General features: G+C 74.4%; 16 protein-coding genes. 12 read left to right on the plus strand and 4 right to left on the minus strand.

Annotated features, from left to right (window positions below; genetic code table 11):
* Positions 1–95 precede the first annotated feature (95 nt).
* Together O7609_RS22045 and O7609_RS22050 are read left to right on the plus strand one after the other, a co-directional pair.
* Positions 96–1484, plus strand: a complete 1389-nt coding sequence (locus tag O7609_RS22045) for an 8-oxoguanine deaminase (RefSeq protein WP_269735264.1) — start codon at positions 96–98, stop codon at positions 1482–1484.
* Positions 1485–1852: 368 nt separating this feature from the next.
* Positions 1853–3181, plus strand: a complete 1329-nt coding sequence (locus O7609_RS22050; RefSeq protein WP_269737160.1) for a nucleobase:cation symporter-2 family protein — start codon at positions 1853–1855, stop codon at positions 3179–3181.
* Between the two features lie 187 nt (positions 3182–3368).
* On the opposite strand, the gene O7609_RS22055 is transcribed toward O7609_RS22050, so the two are convergent.
* Entirely contained in the window at positions 3369–4283 is a 915-nt protein-coding gene (locus O7609_RS22055) for a sugar phosphate isomerase/epimerase family protein (RefSeq protein WP_269737159.1), read from the minus strand.
* A 120-nt stretch (positions 4284–4403) separates the two neighbouring features.
* On the opposite strand from O7609_RS22055, the gene iolC reads away from it, so the two are divergent.
* From iolC to O7609_RS22075, 4 genes are all read left to right on the plus strand, one after another.
* Positions 4404–5354: a 5-dehydro-2-deoxygluconokinase gene (iolC, locus tag O7609_RS22060; protein WP_269735263.1), complete on the plus strand. Its 951-nt coding sequence runs from the start codon at positions 4404–4406 to the stop codon at positions 5352–5354.
* 67 nt (positions 5355–5421) lie between these two features.
* Entirely contained in the window at positions 5422–6303 is an 882-nt protein-coding gene (iolB, locus tag O7609_RS22065) for a 5-deoxy-glucuronate isomerase (RefSeq protein WP_443072192.1), read from the plus strand.
* Entirely contained in the window at positions 6300–8168 is a 1869-nt protein-coding gene (iolD, locus tag O7609_RS22070) for a 3D-(3,5/4)-trihydroxycyclohexane-1,2-dione acylhydrolase (decyclizing) (protein ID WP_269744097.1), read from the plus strand. The genes iolB and iolD overlap by 4 nt, the downstream gene beginning before the upstream one ends.
* Before the next feature lie 32 nt (positions 8169–8200).
* Positions 8201–9187, plus strand: a complete 987-nt coding sequence (locus tag O7609_RS22075) for a Gfo/Idh/MocA family protein (RefSeq protein ID WP_269735260.1) — start codon at positions 8201–8203, stop codon at positions 9185–9187.
* A gap of 61 nt (positions 9188–9248) precedes the next feature.
* Here the strand turns inward: O7609_RS22075 and aceB are convergent, their stop codons facing one another.
* Both aceB and O7609_RS22085 read right to left on the minus strand, forming a co-directional pair.
* On the minus strand, positions 9249–10871 hold the full coding sequence (gene aceB, locus O7609_RS22080; RefSeq protein WP_269744098.1) for a malate synthase A: 1623 nt from the start codon (positions 10869–10871) through the stop codon (positions 9249–9251).
* Between the two features lie 412 nt (positions 10872–11283).
* Entirely contained in the window at positions 11284–11943 is a 660-nt protein-coding gene (locus tag O7609_RS22085; RefSeq protein WP_269735258.1) for a nucleotidyltransferase family protein, read from the minus strand.
* Between the two features lie 61 nt (positions 11944–12004).
* On the opposite strand from O7609_RS22085, the gene O7609_RS22090 reads away from it, so the two are divergent.
* The 4 genes from O7609_RS22090 to O7609_RS22105 all read left to right on the plus strand — a co-directional run bounded on the left by O7609_RS22090 (position 12005) and on the right by O7609_RS22105 (position 14996).
* Positions 12005–13327 (plus strand): cytochrome P450, encoded by a 1323-nt coding sequence (locus tag O7609_RS22090; RefSeq protein ID WP_269744099.1) that lies wholly within the window; start codon positions 12005–12007, stop codon positions 13325–13327.
* Positions 13324–13962, plus strand: coding sequence for a class I SAM-dependent methyltransferase (locus O7609_RS22095; protein WP_269735256.1), 639 nt, complete (start codon positions 13324–13326; stop codon positions 13960–13962). Before O7609_RS22090 ends, O7609_RS22095 begins: the two co-directional genes overlap by 4 nt.
* 339 nt (positions 13963–14301) lie before the next feature.
* The gene (locus O7609_RS22100; protein WP_269735255.1) at positions 14302–14448 is read left to right on the plus strand and encodes a hypothetical protein; all 147 of its coding nucleotides are present in this window, start codon (positions 14302–14304) and stop codon (positions 14446–14448) included.
* Between the two features lie 212 nt (positions 14449–14660).
* Positions 14661–14996: a DUF5955 family protein gene (locus O7609_RS22105; protein WP_269744100.1), complete on the plus strand. Its 336-nt coding sequence runs from the start codon at positions 14661–14663 to the stop codon at positions 14994–14996.
* A 3-nt stretch (positions 14997–14999) separates the two neighbouring features.
* On the opposite strand, the gene O7609_RS22110 is transcribed toward O7609_RS22105, so the two are convergent.
* Positions 15000–15806, minus strand: coding sequence for an IclR family transcriptional regulator (locus tag O7609_RS22110; RefSeq protein ID WP_269744101.1), 807 nt, complete (start codon positions 15804–15806; stop codon positions 15000–15002).
* 317 nt (positions 15807–16123) lie between these two features.
* On the opposite strand from O7609_RS22110, the gene allB reads away from it, so the two are divergent.
* A complete protein-coding gene (gene allB / locus O7609_RS22115) occupies positions 16124–17479 on the plus strand; it encodes an allantoinase AllB (protein WP_269744102.1) in 1356 nt (451 codons plus the stop codon).
* Positions 17476–18591 carry an allantoicase gene (gene alc, locus O7609_RS22120; protein WP_269744103.1) on the plus strand — a complete coding sequence of 372 codons (1116 nt, stop codon included), beginning with the start codon at positions 17476–17478 and terminating at the stop codon, positions 18589–18591. The genes allB and alc overlap by 4 nt, the downstream gene beginning before the upstream one ends.
* The last annotated feature ends 78 nt before the right edge of the window (positions 18592–18669 follow it).

Genomic DNA, 18669 nt, shown 5'->3' on the forward strand with positions numbered 1-18669 from the left:
GGGGCATTCTGCGCAGAATGACAGACCCCGGACCCGGTCGGCACCCCGCTCGACCCCCGGGCCCGGACCTCCGGACGGAAGCACGAGGACATCCCATGGCTGGGACCGCACCAGAGCGCATCGTCATCGAGAACTGCGCCATCGCCACCGTGGACGCCGACGACACCGAGTACGCGGCCGGACACGTCGTCGTCACCGGCAACGTCATCGAGTCGGTGGGCGCCGGCGCCGCCCCCGCGGGCCTGGAGAACGTCGTCCGCCGGATCGACGGCTCCGGGCACCTGGCCACCCCCGGCCTCGTCAACACCCACCACCACTTCTACCAGTGGCTCACCCGCGGCCTCGCCCAGGACGCCAACCTCTTCGACTGGCTCGTCGCCCTCTACCCGACCTGGGCGCGGATCGACGAGGAGATGGTCCACTCGGCCGCCCAGGGCTCCCTGGCCATGATGGCCCGCGGCGGTGTCACCACCGCCATGGACCACCACTACGTCTTCCCGCGCGGCAGCGGCGACCTCCTCGGCGCCGGGATCCGCGCCGCCGCCGAGCTGGGCGTCCGCTTCACCGCCGCCCGCGGCTCCATGGACCGCGGCGCGTCGGACGGCGGCCTCCCTCCGGACTTCGCGGTCGAGACCCTCGACGGCATCCTGGAGGCCACCGAGGCCGCCGTCGACACCCACCACGACGGCTCCTTCGGCTCCATGCTCCACATCGCGGTGGCGCCCTGCTCGCCCTTCTCCGTCTCCACCGAGCTCATGCGCGAGGGCGCCGAGCTCGCCCGGCGCAAGGGCGTGCGGCTGCACACCCACGGCTCGGAGACGGTGGAGGAGGAGAAGTTCTGCCACGAGCTGTTCGGCATGGGCCCCACCGACTACTTCGAGTCCACCGGCTGGCTCGGTGACGACGTGTGGATGGCGCACTGCGTCCACATGAACGACTCCGACATCGCGGCCTTCGCCCGCACCGGCACCGGGGTGGCCCACTGCCCCTCCTCCAACGCCCGGCTGGCCGCCGGCATCGCCCGGGTGCCGGACATGCTGGCGGCCGGGGTGCCCGTCGGCCTCGGCGTGGACGGCACGGCCTCCAACGAGTCCGGCGAACTCCACACCGAGCTGCGCAACGCCCTGCTCATCAACCGCCTCGGCGCCCACCGGGAGCGCGCGCTCAACGCCCGGCAGGCGCTGCGGCTGGGCACCTACGGCGGCGCCCGGGTACTCGGCCGCACGGCCGAGATCGGCTCGCTGGAGGCCGGCAAGCTCGCCGACCTGGTGCTCTGGAAGCTGGACGGCCTCGGCCACTCCACCATCGCCGACCCCGTCGCCGCCCTCGTCCTCGGCGCCGCGGCGCCGATCACGCTGTCGCTGATCAACGGCAGGGCCGTCGTCGAGGACGGCCGGCTCACCACCGCCGACGAGGACGCCATCGCCCGCGGCACCCGGGACCAGGCCCGCCGCCTGGCCCGGATCGCGGCCGACGCGTCCTGACCGACGCACCACCCGCGTCCCCGTCCAGGGGCACGCACCACCGACTCCGGCCGGGAGGGACGGCTCCCGGCCGGTGGTTCAGGGTCCGAGCGGGGCCCTGAACGAACGGCCGGGGCGGGAGCGCGCCTACGGTACGCGCTCCCGCCCCGGTACCCCCGCCACGTTCCGTCGCCACCTCCCACACCCAGTTCCATCCACGCCTCCCGGAAAACCTCGCGCCGCTTCCCCGGCGGCGCAGAAAGCAGCAGGAGGACCGCGTGTCCGCTAGGCCCGGTACCGGTATTCGGAACGACGACAGTCAGGAGAAGGACAGCGAAAACGCGGACGGGGCGAGGCATCCCGTCGACGAGGTACTGCCACCCCTCAAGATGATCACCAGCGGGCTCCAGCACGTGGCCGCCATGTACGCCGGTGTCGTCGCCGTACCGCTCGTCATCGGCGCCGCCGCCCGGCTCGGCCCCGCCGACACCACGCTGCTCATGGCGGCCAGCCTGTTCACCGCGGGGATCGCCACACTTCTCCAGACCCTCGGCATCTGGAAGATCGGCGCCAGACTCCCGTTCGTCAACGGCGTCTCCTTCGGCGGGGTCGCGGCGATGACCGCCATCATCGCCGCCGAGGGCGGGGAGTCGGGGCTGCCCGTCATCTTCGGCTCGGTCATCGTCGCCGGGCTGCTCGCCTTCGTCGTCAGCAGCTGGTTCTGCAAACTCGTGCGGTTCTTCCCGCCCGTCGTCACCGGCAGCGTCATCACCCTGATCGGCCTGTCCCTGATGCCGGTCGCGTTCGGCTGGATAGCCGACGGCGACGGCGGCGCGGACGGCGCCCCCGCGGGCAACATCGGCCTGGCCGCCGTCGCCCTCGTCATCACTCTGGCCGTGCGCCGCTACGCCCGCGGATTCCTCCAGTCCATCGCCATCCTCCTCGGCCTGGTCAGCGGCACGCTGATCGCCGTCCCGCTCGGCATGGCGGACTTCTCCGGCCTCGGCGACGCCGGCCTCGTCGGCTTCCCCACGCCCTTCCACTTCGGCGCACCGCAGTTCTCACTCCCGGCCATCGTCTCGATGTGCGTCGTGATGCTGGTGATCATGATGGAGTCGACGGCCGACATGATCGCCCTGGGCCGCATCGTCGACAAGCCGGTCGACGAGAGGGTCATCGCGGCCGGACTGCGCGCCGACGCCCTCGGCAGCGCCGTCGCCCCCGTCTTCAACGGCTTCGCCGCCAGCGCCTTCGCCCAGAACGTGGGCCTGGTGGCCATGTCCAAGGTGCGCAGCCGCTACGTCGTCGCCGTGGGCGGCGGCATCCTCGTGCTGCTCGGCCTGTGCCCGGTGGCCGCGGCGCTCGTCTCCGCCGTGCCGCTGCCCGTGCTCGGCGGCGTGGGCCTGGTGCTGTTCGGCACCATCGCGGTGAGCGGCATCCAGACCCTCGTGCAGGCGGGGCTGGACAAGGGGGAGAACGCGCTCATCGTCGCCGTCACCCTCGGCGTCGGGCTGGCGCCCGAGATGGCGCACGGCTTCTACGAGCGCTTCCCCGACAGCGCCACGACCATCCTGGACTCGGGCATCAGCACCGGATGCATCCTCGCCGTCCTGCTGAACCTGCTGTTCAACCACGTGGGCGCCCGAAAGCAGCCCGCGCCCCCGGTGGACGACGGCGCCGCCGTGCCGCGGCAGGCCACGGCCCCCTCGCTGCACTGACGCCCTCCAGAGGGCGGGCTGTGCCCGGCCCGCCCCACCCCGGAACCGGCGTCCCCTCCCCTCCGGGACGCCGGTCGGTGCGGGCGGGGCGGGCCGCGGGGACTGCCCCGCCCCGCGCTTCGGAGGGCGCGCAGGGCTGTGCTCGCCGGCCCCGCACCTCCGGCACAGGCCCCCGGGGCGGGGCGCGCTACGCGCCGCAGGAGCGCAGGAACCGGCGGGTGCGCCGGGCGACCGGCAGCGGACGGTCGGGCGGACACGGGTACATGTCCTGCTCCACGATGGCGAACAGATCGACGTCCAGGCGCTGCGCGGCCAGCAGAACCGGCTCCAGCGGCGGTTGGCCCAGCGGCGGTTCGCACATCACCCCCTGCCGCACCGCGGGGCCGAACGGGGTGCCCCGGGCCACCACGTCGGCCAGCACCACCGGATCGACCTGCTTGAGGTGCAGATAGCCGACGCGCTCCCCGTAGGTCCGGATGAGCCGCACGCTGTCCCCGCCGCAGTAGGCGTAGTGCCCGGTGTCCAGGCACAGGCCCACCAGGGCCGGGTCGGTCGCGTCGAGGAAGCGGGCGACGTTCTCCTCGGAGTCGATGTGGGTGTCCGCGTGCGGATGGACGACGACCTCGAGCCCGAACTCCTCGCGCACCCGCCGGGCCAGCCGCTCGGTGCCCGAGGTCAGCTCCCGGAACTGCCCGGGCGTCAGCTCGGGCGGCTCGACCGGCTCCGCCGTCCGGTCGTCCCGCCAGAACGCCGGGATGGCCACCAGGTGCCGGGCGCCCATCGCGCGCGTGAGGGCCGCGACCCGGGAGACGTGGGCCCACGTCTCCTCCCACACGCCGGGGCCGCGGTGCAGGGCGGTGAAGACCGTGCCCGCCGAGACCCGCAGCCCCCGCCGCTCCGTCTCGGCCCGCAGCCTGGCCGGGTCGGTGGGCAGGTAGCCGTAGGGACCCAGCTCGATCCAGTCGTAGCCGGCCTCCGCCACCTCGTCCAGAAACCGCTCCCAGGGCACCTGGTGCTCGTCCTCGGGGAACCACACACCCCAGGAGTCGGGTGCCGAACCGATCCGCAGCCGGTCCAGGGCGGGGCGGGTGCGGGGTGTCATCGTGGTGGGGTAGTGGTCATCGCTGCTGTCGCTGTTTCCGCTCTCGACGTCTCGGCGCATACCGGCATGGTGCGTGCCGCCGCCCGGCGGCGTCGACCGACCCCCGAGAAGGAGCCCCGCATGCCCCGGCCGCTGGACGTCATCACGATGGGCCGTATCGGTGTCGACCTGTACCCCCTCCAGACGGGTGTCCCCCTGCCCCGCGTCGAGTCCTTCGGGAAGTTCCTCGGTGGCTCGGCCACCAACGTCGCCGTGGCCGCCGCCCGGCTGGGCCGTTCGGCAGCCGTCATCACCCGTACGGGCCAGGATCCCTTCGGGGACTACTGCCACCAGGCCCTGCGGGACTTCGGCGTCGACGACCGGTGGGTCAGGCCCGTGCCCGCCTACCCGACCCCCGTCACGTTCTGCGAGATCTTCCCGCCCGACGACTTCCCCCTCTATTTCTACCGCTGGCCCAAGGCCCCCGACCTGGAGATCCACGCCGACGAGCTGGACCTGGACGCCATCACCGTCAGCCGCGTGTTCTGGACGACCGGCACCGGCCTGAGCGCCGAACCGAGCCGCACCGCGACCCTGCACGCGCTGGAGGCCCGCGCCCGGCGCGGCGTCACCGTCCTCGACCTCGACTGGCGGCCGGTGTTCTGGCCCGACGGGGACGCCGAGGCCGCCCGTCCCCGCTACCGGGACGCCCTCGCCCTCGCCACCGTGGCCGTCGGCAACCTGGCCGAGTGCGAGGTCGCCACCGGGCGGAGCGAACCCGCCGACTGCGCCAAGGCACTGCTGGACGCGGGCGCCGAACTCGCCGTCGTCAAGCAGGGACCGCACGGTGTGCTGGCCGTCCACCGCGACGGCACCGAGGCCGAGATCCCGCCCCACCCCGTCGAGGTCGTCAACGGCCTCGGCGCCGGGGACGCCTTCGGCGGCGCCCTGTGCCACGGCCTCCTCGCGGGCTGGGACCTGAAGCGGGTGCTGCGCTACGCCAACGCCGCCGGCGCCCTCGTCGCCTCCCGGCTGGCCTGCTCCGCAGCCATGCCCACGCCGGACGAGGTCGAGGAGCTGCTCGCGTCGTGACCCCGGCTCCCGGGCCGCCGCGCGGCGCTGCGCGGTAGAACGGAATGAAACGGGGAGGCTGATGCCCATGAGCGACATCGGAGTGCACCTGAGCGCGGGCCGCGCCGCACGCGGCCCCTACGCGCTCGACATCGACCCGCGCACCGCGGGCTGGGCCCACAGCTCCCTGCGCGTCATCGAGCTGCCCCCGGGCGGCACGCACACCTACGCCACCGGCGACAGTGAGTGGATCGTCCTGCCGCTGAGCGGCTCCTGCACCGTCAGCGCCGAGGGGCTGACGTTCGGACTCGACGGCCGCGCTAGCGTGTTCGACGGCGTCACCGACTTCGCCTACGTGCCCAGGGACAGCGAGGTGACGGTGGCCAGCGCCGGCGGCGGACGGTTCGCGCTGCCGGGAGCCCGCTGCGCCGCCCGGCTCCCGGCCCGCCGCACCCCCGCCGCCGCGGTCCCCGTCGAACTGCGCGGCGCCGGCCGGTGCTCCCGGCAGGTCAACAACTTCGCCGCCGCCGACGTCTTCGCGGCCGACCGGCTCATCGCCGTCGAGGTCCTCACCCCGGGCGGCAACTGGTCCTCCTACCCGCCGCACAAGCACGACGTCCACGAACCCGGGCGGGAGTCGCGGCTGGAGGAGGTCTACTACTTCGAGATCGCGCCGCACGAGGGCACCGCGGGCCTGGGCTACCAGCGCGTGTCGCCGTCCGGGCACGGCCGCGGCACCGACGTCCTGGCCGAGGTCCGCAGCGGGGACGCCGTACTCGTCCCGGACGGCTGGCACGGTCCGTCCATCGCCGCCCCCGGCCACACCATGTACTACCTCAACGTCATGGCGGGCCCGGACGAGGAGCGCGCCTGGCTCATCCGCGACCACCCCGACCACGCCTGGATCCGCGACACCTGGAGCGGCGCCGAGGTGGACGCGCGGCTGCCGTTCTACGGGGAGGCACGATGACCCTGACCCGCAGGCTCACCGTCGCCCAGGCCCTCGTCCGCTTCCTCGCCGCCCAGCACACCGAGCGGGACGGCGTGCGGCACCGGCTCGTGGGCGCCACCTGGGGCATCTTCGGCCACGGCAACGTCGCCGGGATCGGCCAGGCGCTCCTGGAGCACCGGCGCGCCATGCCGTTCCTCCAGGGCCGCAACGAACAGGCCATGGTGCACGCCGCCGTCGGCCACGCGCGGCACAGCGCCCGGCTGCGCACCCAGGCCGTGACGACGTCCATCGGCCCCGGCGCGACCAACCTCGTCACCGGCGCCGCGCTCGCCACCGTCAACCGGCTGCCCGTCCTCCTGCTGCCCGGCGACACGTTCGCCACCCGCGTCGCCGACCCGGTGCTCCAGCAGCTCGAAGTCCCCTACGCCGGCGAGGTGTCCGTCAACGACACGCTGCGCCCCGTCTCCCGCTACTTCGACCGGATCGCCCGCCCCGAGGCGCTGATCCCCGCCGCGCTCCAGGCCGTGCGGGTGCTCGCCGACCCCGTCGAGACCGGCGCCGTCACGCTCGCCCTCCCGCAGGACGTCCAGGCCGAGGCGTTCGACTGGCCGGTGGACTTCCTCGTCGAGCGGGTCTGGCCCGTGCGCCGCCCGCCGCCGGAGCCGGAGGCGCTGGCCGAGGCAGCCCGCGCCGTCCGGCGCGCCCGCCGGCCGCTGCTCGTCGCGGGCGGCGGCGTCCACCACAGCGAGGCCGAGGACGCCCTGCGGGCCTTCGCGGACGCCACCGGCATCCCCGTCGCCTGCACCCAGTCCGGCAAGGGCTCGCTGCGCCACGACCACCCCGCCGACGTCGGCGGCATCGGCCACACCGGCACCGCGACCGCCGACGACCTCGCCCGCACGGCCGATCTCGTCCTCGGCGTCGGCACCCGCCTCACCGACTTCACCACCGCCTCCGGCACCCTCTTCGCCCATCCCGAGGTCCGCTTCGTGGGCCTCAACATCGCCCCGTCCGACGCCCACAAGCAGGCGGCCACCGCGCTCGTCGCCGACGCCCGGGCCGGGCTCGACGCCCTCCGGCAGGCCCTGGCCGGCCACCGGGTCGAGCCGGGCTACGCCGACGAGTACCGCGAGGCCAAGGCACGGTGGGAGCGCCGCGTCGACGCCGCCTACGCCGCCGCCGACGCCGCCGCGCGCCCCACCCAGAGCCAGGTCCTCGGCGCGCTCGACGCCGTCGTCGACGACACCGACGTCATCGTGGCCGCCTCGGGCTCGCTCCCCGGCGACCTGCACAAGCTCTGGCGGGCCCGCTCGCCCCGCCAGTACCACCTGGAGTACGGCTACTCCTGCATGGGCTACGAGATCCCCGGCGCCCTCGGCGTGCGGCTGGCCGCACCCGGCGCCCCGGTGTGGGCCCTCGTCGGCGACGGCGCCTACCTGATGATGCCCACCGAGCTTGTCACCGCCGTCCAGGAGGGGCTGAACATCAACCTGCTGCTGGTCCAGAACCACGGTTACGCCTCCATCGGCGGGCTGTCGGAGGCCACCGGTGCCGAGCGGTTCGGCACCGACTACCGCTACCGGGACGCCGAGGGCGGCTACACCGGCGACCCGCTGCCGGTGGACCTCGCCGCCAACGCGGCCTCCCTCGGCCTCGACGTGATCCGCGCGGGCACCGTGGCCGACCTGCGCGCCGCGCTCGCCGAGGCCCGCGCCTCCACCCGCCCCACCTGCGTCCACGTGGAGACCGACCCGCGCTCCACCGCGCCAGGGGCCCAGGCGTGGTGGGACGTGCCGGTGGCCGCCGTCGCCACCCGGGAGGCGGCGCTGCGCGCGCGGGCCGACTACCTCGGTGAGGCCGCCGCCCGCCGCCCCCACCTGTGACCGTTCCGCCGCGACCGGGAAGGCTGGACGCCATGCGCATCGGACTCATCGGAACGGGCCGGATCGGTGCCCTCCACGCCCACAACCTCAGCGAACTGCCCGGCGTCACCGAGCTGCTGCTCGTCGACGCGGAGCACGGCCGCGCGGCGGCCGTCGCGGCGGAGACCGGAGCGAAGGTCCTGCCCTCGTCCGCCGAGCTGTTCGCCGCGCGGCCGGACGCCGTCGTGATCGCCTCGGCCACGGCCTCCCACCCCGGGCTGATCACGCGCGCGGCGCGGGCGGGGGTGCCGGCGTTCTGTGAGAAGCCCGTCGCCGCCGACCTGCCCGGCACCCGGGCGGCGCTGGCCGAGGTGGCGCGGGCGGGAACCGTCCTGCAGATCGGATTCATGCGGCGCTTCGACGCCGGGTACGCGGCCGCGCGCGAGGCCGTGCGCGCGGGGCGGCTCGGCCGGCTGCACACCGTGCGCACGCTCACCGCCGACCCGGCCCCGCCCCCGGCCGGGTACCTCCCGCTTTCCGGCGGCATCTTCCGGGACTGCCTCGTGCACGACTTCGACGCCCTGCGCTGGGTGACGGGGCGTGAGGTCGTCTCGGTGTACGCGACGGGCTCGGACGCCGGGCCGCCGATGTTCCGTCAGGCGGACGACGTCGACACCGCGGCAGCCCTGCTCACCCTGGACGACGGCACCCTGGTGACGGCCACCGGCACGCGGATGAACGGCGCCGGGTACGACGTGCGGATGGAGCTCGCGGGGGAGCGCGACCAGATCGCCGTCGGGCTCGGCCCGCGGACCCCGCTCGGCTCGGCGGAGCCGGACGCCGCGCCGCGCCGGGCGGTGTTCTGGCAGGGCTTCCTGGACCGGTTCGCTCCCGCCTTCCGGGCCGAGCTGGCCGCGTTCCTGGACGTCGTGCGGGGGCGGCGGGACAACCCCTGCGAGGGCGCCGAGGCCCTGCGCGCCCTGCGGGTCGCGGAGGCCTGCGAGGCCTCCCGCCGCTCGGGGCGCCCCATCGCCCCGTAGCCCCCGCGCGGCGGACGGCCCCCGGCCCGGCCGGGGGCCGTCCGCCGTCAGCGTCGGGGGCTCAGCGCAGGAGCTCGTACGCGGGCAGGGTGAGGAAGTCGGCGTAGTCCCGGTCCAGGGACACCCGGAGCAGCAGGTCGTGGGCCTGCTGCCACTGGCCGGAGGCGAAGGCCTCCTCGCCGGCCTCCGCCCGGACGGCGGCCAGCTCCCGGGCGGCGACCTCGCGCACCAGCTCGGCCGTCGCCCGCTGTCCGTTCTCGAAGACGACGCCCGCGTCGACCCACTGCCAGATCTGCGAGCGGGAGATCTCCGCCGTGGCGGCGTCCTCCATCAGGCCGAAGATCGCCACGGCACCCAGGCCGCGCAGCCACGCCTCGATGTAGCGGATGCCGACCTGGACGGCGTCGACGAGCCCCTGGTACGTCGGCCGGGCGTCCAGCGAGTCGATGGCGATGAGGTCGGCGGCCGAGACCCGGACGTCCTCGCGCATCCGGTCCTTCTGGTTCGGACGGTCGCCGAGGACGGCGTCGAACGAGGCCCGCGCGACGGGCACCAGGTCCGGGTGGGCGACCCAGGAGCCGTCGAAGCCGTCCCCGGCCTCGCGCTCCTTGTCGTTGCGCACCTTCGACAGTGCCCGCTCGTTGGCCTCGGGGTCCCGGCGGTTGGGGATGAAGGCCGCCATGCCGCCGATGGCGTGGGCGCCGCGCTTGTGGCAGGTGCGCACGAGCAGTTCGGTGTACGCGCGCATGAACGGGGCCGTCATCGTCACGGCGTTGCGGTCGGGCAGGACGAACTTCTCCCCGCCGTCACGGAAGTTCTTGACGATGGAGAACAGGTAGTCCCAGCGGCCCGCGTTGAGCCCGGAGGCGTGCTCCCGCAGCTCGTAGAGGATCTCCTCCATCTCGTAGGCCGCGGTGATCGTCTCGATCAGGACGGTGGCGCGCACCGTGCCCCGCGGGATGCCGACGTAACTCTGGGCGAAGACGAAGATGTCGTTCCACAGCCGCGCCTCCAGGTGCGACTCGGTCTTCGGCAGGTAGAAGTAGGGCCCCTTGCCGAGGTCCAGCAGCCGCTGGGCGTTGTGGAAGAAGTACAGCCCGAAGTCGACCAGGGCGCCGGGGACGGCCCGGCCGCGCACCTGGAGGTGGCGCTCGTCCAGGTGCCAGCCGCGGGGCCGCATGACGACGGTGGCCAGCTCCTCGGCCGGACGCAGCGCGTAGGACTTGCCGCGGGCGTCGGTGAAGTCGATGCGGCGCTCGTAGGCGTCGATCAGGTTGGCCTGGCCGTCGACGACGTTGGCCCAGGTGGGGGCGGAGGCGTCCTCGAAGTCGGCGAGCCAGACCCGGGCGCCGGAGTTGAGCGCGTTGATGGTCATCTTCCGGTCGGTCGGACCGGTGATCTCGACCCTGCGGTCCTCGAGCGCTGCCGGGGCCGGGGCGACCTGCCAGTCGCCGTCCCGGACGTGCGCGGTCTCGGGCAGGAAGTCCAGGGTGCTGGTCCGGGCGATCTCCGCCCGGCGCTCGGCCCGGCGGGCCAGCAGCTCGTCACGACGGGCGGTGAACCGCTCGTGCAGTTCGGCGACGAACGCCAGCGCGGCCTCGGTGAGCACCTCGTCCTGCCGGGCCGGGGCCCGGTCGGGGTCGACATCGACGATGGCCAGCGGTGACGGCGCTGGTGCGGACATGGGCTGTCACTCCTCTTGGGTCTCCGAACGACCCTGCCACGCTGCCCCTGGGGACGGTAAGGGGCCGGTGCCTGGGACCGCCGGACTTCCGTGCTCGTGGTACGCGCATGCGGCACCGGGTGCCACACACCTTCGGAAGTGGAGAGTAGTTTCCTCATGGTGGAACTTCAATAGTTTGTTGACATCAAGATGGACGACGTCGAGAAGACCGAGGTCGAGATACCGTCGCCGAGGCGGTGACGCCGTCGGGTACCGGCAGACTGCCCGCCCAGCCCAGCAGGAATCCGGCGGGGATCGCGAGCAGAGCCGTGGAGCGCAGCCCGGTCCGCAGCCTCCAGACCCCCGGGACCGGCTGCTGCTCGCCCTCGGTGAGCTGGCCGCCCCCCACCTCCGGACCGCCTGACCACGCGGCTCACCGCGTCCGTCGGCCTGATCCGCCGAACCCGCCCCAGGCGAGGCGGTGCAGGTCTGCGGGGGTGTCGATGTCCGCCTGGTCGGCCACGTCGGCGCACTCGACCAGGGCGAGCCGCGCCGCGTGCTCGCGCAGGTAGCCGCGCGCGCCCCGGTCGCCCCGCGCGTCGGCCGCCACGCCCGCCCAGTGGGCCGAGCCGAGGAGCACCGGGTGGCCCCGCCGCCCCCCGTACGCCGCCGCCGCGAGCGAGGCGGGCCCCGCGCACGCCTCCCGGACCCGGGCGACCGCCCGCGCCCCCACGTCCGGCTGGTCAACCAGCGCGACGACGACGCCCTCCGCCCCGGTCGCGTCCCCGGCGAGCGCGCGCAGGCCGGCCCGCAGCGAGGAGCCCATGCCCTCCTCCCACTCCGGGTTGTCGAGCACCACGCAGCCCTCCAGCCGGGCCGTCTCCCGCACCCGGCCCCGGCCGGCGCCCAGGACCACGTACACCGGGGCGCAGCCGCCCTCCCACAGCACCCGCACCGCGTGCTCCACCAGCGGCCGCCCCCGGTGGGGCAGCAGCGCCTTCGGCCGGCCGCCGAGCCGCCGCCCACCGCCCGCCGCCAGCAGCAGCCCGGCGACGCGGCCCGTGCCGCTCTCCCTGTCGGTTCGCTCCTCCATGCTCCTGACCCTACGGAGCGTCTGCGCGTCCGTCCGCCGTCCCGCTCGCACCATGAGACGCATGACGGCGACCCCCACCGCACCGAGTCCCACCGCACCGTCCCCGGACACCAACCCCGCAGACCCGGGCTTCTGGCAGCTTCCGCAGAGCCGGCAGCGCGAGGCGTTCGCCCGGCTCCGGCGGCTGGACGCGCCCGTCCACTGCCCCGGCCCCTCGGGCGGGGGCTTCTACGCACTCGTCAGGCACGCGGACGTCGTCGAGGCCAGCCGCAGCCCCCGCCTGTTCGCCAGCGCCCCCGGCGTCACCACCCCCGAACCCGCCCGCTGGGTCCGCGCACTGTTCGGCGAGTCGATGGTCAACCTGGACGACCCCGAGCACGCCCGGCTGCGCCGCACCGTCTCGCGGGCTTTCACCCCGCGCGTCCTGGCCGCGGCGGAGGCCGACATCCGCGCCCTGTCCGCGCGCATCGTCGACGACATGATCGCCGAGCGCCCCGACGACTTCGTCACCGCCGTCGCCTCCCGGCTGCCGTTCGAGGTCATCTGCAACATGATGGGCGTGCCCGAGCGCTACCGCCCGGAGATCCTCGCCCGCGTCAACCACGCCTCGGAGCACATCGGCGTCGCCCGCACCCGGCTGCGGGTTCCCGGAAAGGGGCTGCGCGCGCTCGCCCGCATGCAGCGCATGATCGCCGCCCTGGCCCGGGACCGGCGCCGCCACCCCGCCGACGACCTCGTCACGGCGCTCGTCCACGCCGACGTCGACGGGCGGGCCCTCGGCGTACGCCAGCTCGGCGCGTTCTTCTCCCTGCTCATGGTCGCCGGGGTGGAGACGACCCGCAACGCCCTCGCCCACGGCCTCGCCCTGCTCACCGAGCACCCGGAGCAACGAGCGCTGCTCGCCGCCGACGTCGACGGCCGGATCGAGGGCGCCGTCGAGGAGATCGTGCGCCACTCCACCCCCATCATCCAGTTCCGCCGCACCGTCGCCGCCCCCTGCCGGCTGGGCGGCCGGGACTTCCGGCCCGGGGAGAAGGTCGTCCTCTTCTTCGCCTCCGCCAACCGGGACGAGGCGGTCTTCGACGACCCCGACGCCTTCGACATCACCCGCAGCCCCAATCCCCACCTCGGCTACGGCGGCGGGGGCCCGCACTACTGCCTGGGCGCCCACCTGGCCAAGCGGGAGATGGCCGCCCTCTTCAGCGAACTCCTCACCCGCACCCCGGACATCCGGGCCACCGCGCCGCCCGTCCTCGCGCCCTCCAGCTTCGACAACCGCGTCCGCGCCCTGCCGTTCGCCGTCGGCCGGCGGTCCTTGAAGGGCGCGGTGAGCGCGCGTACACAGGAGGGGACATCGACGGGGAACGACGAGGAGGACCGGTGACGGAGCGAGCGGTGAGTCCGGCGGCGGCCACGTTCGACGCGATCGGCATCGAGTACGAGCGGGCCTTCGGCCATCTCCCGGAGCTTCGGGCGGCGGTGGAGTGGCTCGTCGAGCGGCTGCCCGGGGGCGCCGCGGTGCTGGACGTCGGCAGCGGCACCGGCCGCCCGGCGGCCGAGCTGCTGGCCGCGGCCGGGTGCCGGGTCACCGGCATCGACGTGTCCGCGACGATGGTCGAGCTGGCCCGCGCCCAGGTGCCCGCGGCCCGCTTCGAGCAGCGGGACGTGCGCGACCACCGGGCCGAGCCCGGCAGCCTCGACGCGGTGTGTGCCTTCTTCCCCTTCCTCCAGATGGCCCGCGCCGACATCGATGCGTCACTCGCCCGCATCGCCGGCTGGCTGGCCCCCGGCGGCTACTTCGTCACGGCCACCGTCCCCGGGGACGTCGAAGGCCTCGACATCGTCTTCATGGGCCGCCCGGTCTCCGTCACCAGCTACCCCACGCACGAGTACCTGCGGCGGCTGGAGCACGCGGGACTGGAGGTCCTCCACCACGCCGAGACGTCCTTCCGGCCCGCGGCCGAGAACGCTGTCCCCGAGGACCACCTGTTCTGCTTCGCCCGCCGCCCGGCGCTCTGACACCGGCCGACGCGCCGACGGGAAAGGGAGAGGGCCCGAAGATGACGGCTCACGAGGACGGAGGACGCGGCGCCCTGACGCGGCGTGGCGCCCTGTCCGCGCTGGGCACCGCCGTGCTGGCGGGCGCCCTGCCAGGCCGCTCGGCAGCCGCCGACGCGGTTCCGGCCGCCGGGTGGTGGCCCGACGGCCGGATGGTGTCCACGTTCGGGGTCGCCGTCGACGCGCCGCGTCTGCGGCTCCTGACCGCCTACCAGGACCCGGGGCTCGGCACGCGGGAGCAGCGAGGAGATCCGGGGGCGGCAGTCCGGCCTCGGGATCTTCGACCTCGTCACCGGGAAGGTGCGGCACCGGGTCGACCTGAGCGCGGTGCCCGGCGGCGCGTCCGGCCCCCACGGCGCGAACGACGTGCCGCTGGACGTGTGGGGGAGCGCCTACGTCACCGACTCGCCCGCCGCCGAGCTCGACCTGCGCCGGATGCCGGACTGACCGGGTCGAGCGGCGCGCGCCGCTCGACCCCGGGAGACGGCCCCGATGGCCGGTCTCCCAACGCACCGATCGCTGGCGGGATTTCGCTTTGCGTATGGACTTATGAGCGGAGAGTGGCGTTTACTGGGTCACCCGCTTCCCGCGTACCACCACCGCGGGGGCCCAGTCCAGCCTGTTTCCGCCTGGGGGCACAGACGTTGCGAGGCGATCGGATGGAACCGGCAGCGGTGCGGCAGCGCGAGCAGCACCCCGTCGAGACCGTCGCGGCGGCGGCGGACCCACGTGCCGCGGCCCTGCGGTCAGCCGTGGTGCGGGCGCGCCGCGCGCTGGCGGCACACTCGGGGCGGCTGGCCGACCGGGAGGTGGCCGACGAGCAGCTGGCCCGGCTGGAGGCCATGGCCGCGGAGGGCGCCGTGGACGTGCCCGCGCTGCGGCAGGGACTGCTCCAGGTCGTCGGGGTGCTCGGTTCGCTCAGCGCGCTGGCCGATGCCGTCCGGGAGCTGCGCGAGGCCGTCCTCCTGTTCGGCGAGCCGGTGCGGCGGCGCTGAGGCTCAGCCGCCGTTGCCGTTGACGGGCGCGGTGCTGGCCAGCGCGTCCGAGAGCTCCCGGGCCACCTCCTGGAGCAGCGGCACGATCGTGGTGGTCGCCGTGTCGGTGACCCGGCCCGCGGGGCCGGAGATGGAGATCGCGGCGCAGGTGGGGGAGTCCGGAACGGGGACGGCGATGCAGCGGACGCCGATCTCCTGCTCGTTGTCGTCGAGGGCGTAGCCGCGCTTGCGGGTCAGCTCCAGGGCCTCGAGGAAATCCTCGGGGGTCGTGATGGTGCGCTCGGTGGCGGCGGGCATGCCGGTGCGGCCGAGCAGCGCGCGCACGTCCTCGGGCCCGTGGCTGACGAGGAGGGCCTTGCCCACGCCCGTCGAGTGCGGCAGGACGCGGCGGCCGACCTCGGTGAACATGCGCATGGAGTGCCGCGAGGGGACCTGGGCGACGTACACCACCTCGTCGCCGTCCAGGAGGGCCATGTTCGCCGTCTCGCCGGTCTCCTCCACGAGGCGGGCGAGGTAGGGCCGGGCCCAGGTGCCCAGCAGCCGGGACGCGCTCTCACCGAGCCGGATGAGCCGGGGGCCGAGGGCATAGCGGCGGTTGGGCTGCTGCCGGACGTAGCCGCAGGCGACCAGGGTCCGCATGAGGCGGTGGATGGTCGGCAGGGGCAGGCCGCTGCTGCCGGACAGCTCGCTCAGCCCGACCTCGCCCCCGGCGTCGGCCATCCGCTCCAGCAGGTCGAAGGCACGTTCGAGGGACTGGACGCCCCCGGTGGCCGCGGGGGCGGAAGTGGTCTTGCGCTCGGACGGCGGCACGTCGCGTTTCCTTTCGGCCGGATGGGGCGCATGCTACCGGGCGCGGTGGCTCCCGCGCCGAGCGGCGGCGGGGCATGCCACATGCGGTTATCGCCGATCAAGAGGGGTTTGTCCGGGTGTCGCGCGGGGGCGGGGCCGGTCGTCGCGGGGTCCGCACTGGCTGGAGGTACGTTCCGTGATGCGATAATGGTTATCCATTTTATGGAAAACTCCAAGTTGCCTTCCGGGGTGACCGTGAGACCCGAACGGCCCTTGACTCCACTCCTCCGGAAGTGAAGACTTCAACAGAAAGTTGAAAAACCACGAAGGAGAGCCGGTTGGCCGCCACCCCGCCCCATGCTGACCTCGTCCTGCGCTCGACGCGCGTCGTCACCCCCGGCACGACGGGGCCCGCGGCCGTCGCCGTCGCCGACGGCCGGATCGCCGCCGTGCTCCCGCACGACGCACCGCCACCGGCCGGTGCCACGGTCGTCGACCTCGGCGACGACATGCTGCTCCCCGGACTCGTGGACACCCACGTCCACGTCAACGACCCCGGGCGCACCGAGTGGGAGGGGTTCTGGACGGCCACCCAGGCCGCCGCGGCCGGCGGCATCACCACCCTGCTCGACATGCCGCTGAACAGCCTGCCGCCCACCACCACCGCGGCCAACCTCGCGGTCAAGCAGGACGTGGCCCGGCCCAAGGCGCACGTCGACACCGGCTTCTGGGGCGGCGCGATCCCCGGCAACGTCAAGGAGCTGCGCCCCCTGCACGAGGCGGGCGTCTTCGGCTTCAAGTGCTTCCTGTCCCCCTCCGGCGTGGAGGAGTTCCCCGAGCTCGACCCCGCCGGGCTGGAGGCCGCCCTCACCGAGATCGCGGCCTTCGACGGCCTGCTCATCGTGCACGCCGAGGACCCGGGCCACCTCGGCAGTGCCCCGCAGCCGCACGGCCCGCGCTACGCCGACTTCCTCGCCTCCCGCCCCCGCGCCGCCGAGAACGACGCCATCGCGCTGCTCGTCGACCTCGCCCGCAAGCTCGACGCACGGGTGCACGTGCTGCACCTGTCGTCCTCCGACGCGCTGCCGATGATCGCCGCCGCCAAGCGGGACGGCGTGCGGGTCACCGTCGAGACCTGCCCGCACTTCCTCACCCTCACCGCCGAGGAGGTGCCCGACGGCGCCACCGAGTTCAAGTGCTGCCCGCCCATCCGCGAGCGGGAGAACCAGGACGCGCTGTGGGCCGGTCTGGCCGACGGCACGATCGACTGCGTCGTCTCCGACCACTCGCCCTGCACCGCCGACCTCAAGGTCGCCGACTTCGGCCAGGCCTGGGGCGGCATCTCCTCCCTCCAGCTCGGCCTGCCGGCCGTGTGGACGGAGGCCCGCAGGCGCGGCCACCGGGCCGAGGACGTCGTCCGCTGGATGTCCAGCGCCCCCGCCGCCCTCGCCGGGCTGGACCGCACCAAAGGCGGCATCGTCCCCGGACGGGACGCCGACTTCGCCGTCCTGGCGCCCGACGAGACCTTCACCGTGGACCCGGCCGAACTCCACCACCGTAACCAGGTCACCGCCTACGCGGGCAGGACGCTGTCCGGCGTCGTCCGGTCCACCTGGCTGCGCGGCGAGCAGATCACCGACCACGGCCGCACCATCGCCAAGACCGGCCGACTCATCGAGAGGACCTCCGCATGACCGCCCTGCCCCGCTTCACCGGTGACGCGAACCCCTACGGCGGCGGCGACCCGTACGCGGACTACCGCACCGCGGACTTCCCCTTCACCCAGTACGCCGACCTCGCCGACCGCCGCCTGGGCGCCGGCGTCATCGCCGCCAACGACGAGTTCTTCGCCCAGCGCGAGAACCTGCTGATACCCAGTCGCGCCGAGTTCGACCCCGAGCACTTCGGCCACAAGGGCAAGGTCATGGACGGCTGGGAGACCCGCCGCCGCCGCGGCACCGACGCCGGGACCCCGCACCCCGCCGAGGACGACCACGACTGGGCCCTCATCCGCCTCGGCGCCCCCGGCGTGATCCGCGGCATCGTCGTGGACACCGCGCACTTCCGCGGCAACTACCCGCAGTCGGTCTCCATCGAGGCCACCTCCGCACCGCTGTCCGCGTCCCCCGCTGACCTCCGGGCCGCCGACGTGAAGTGGACCACCCTTATCCCGCGCACCCCCATCGGCGGCCACGCCGCCAACGGCTTCGCCGTCGACGTCCAGCAGCGCTTCACGCACCTGCGCGTCAACCAGCACCCCGACGGCGGCATCGCCCGGCTGCGCGTACACGGCGAGGTCGTCCCCGACCCCGCGTGGCTCGCGGCCCTCGGCTCCTTCGACGTCGTCGCGCTGGAGAACGGCGGCGCCGTGCTGGACGCGTCCGACCGCTTCTACTCCCCGGCCACCAACACCATCAACCCGGGCCGCTCCCAGAAGATGGACGACGGCTGGGAGACCCGCCGCCGCCGCGACCAGGGCAACGACTGGATCAGCTACGCCCTCGCCGGCCAGGCCACCATCCGTGCCGTCGAGATCGACACCGCCTACCTCAAGGGCAACTCGGCCGGCTGGGCCGCACTCGTCGGCAAGGACGGTGAGGACGGCGAGTGGGTCGAGCTGCTCCCGCGCACCCGGCTGCAGCCGGACACCGTCCACCGGTTCCTGCTCACCGACGCCCCGGCGGCCACCCACGTCCGACTGGACATCTTCCCCGACGGCGGCATCTCCCGGCTGCGTCTCTTCGGCTCCCTGACGGCGGCGGGCACCGAGGCCCTCACGGCCCGCTTCCGCCAGCTCGGCGGCTGACCGGGGGCACGACCACGGCCCGCGCGCGGCTCCGGCGCGCGGGCCCGCCCGCCCCGCCCCGCGGCCCCTGTCCGATAC

The sequence above is a fragment of the Streptomyces sp. WMMC1477 genome, assembly GCF_027460245.1.
Taxonomy (GTDB): Bacteria; Actinomycetota; Actinomycetes; order Streptomycetales; family Streptomycetaceae; genus Streptomyces.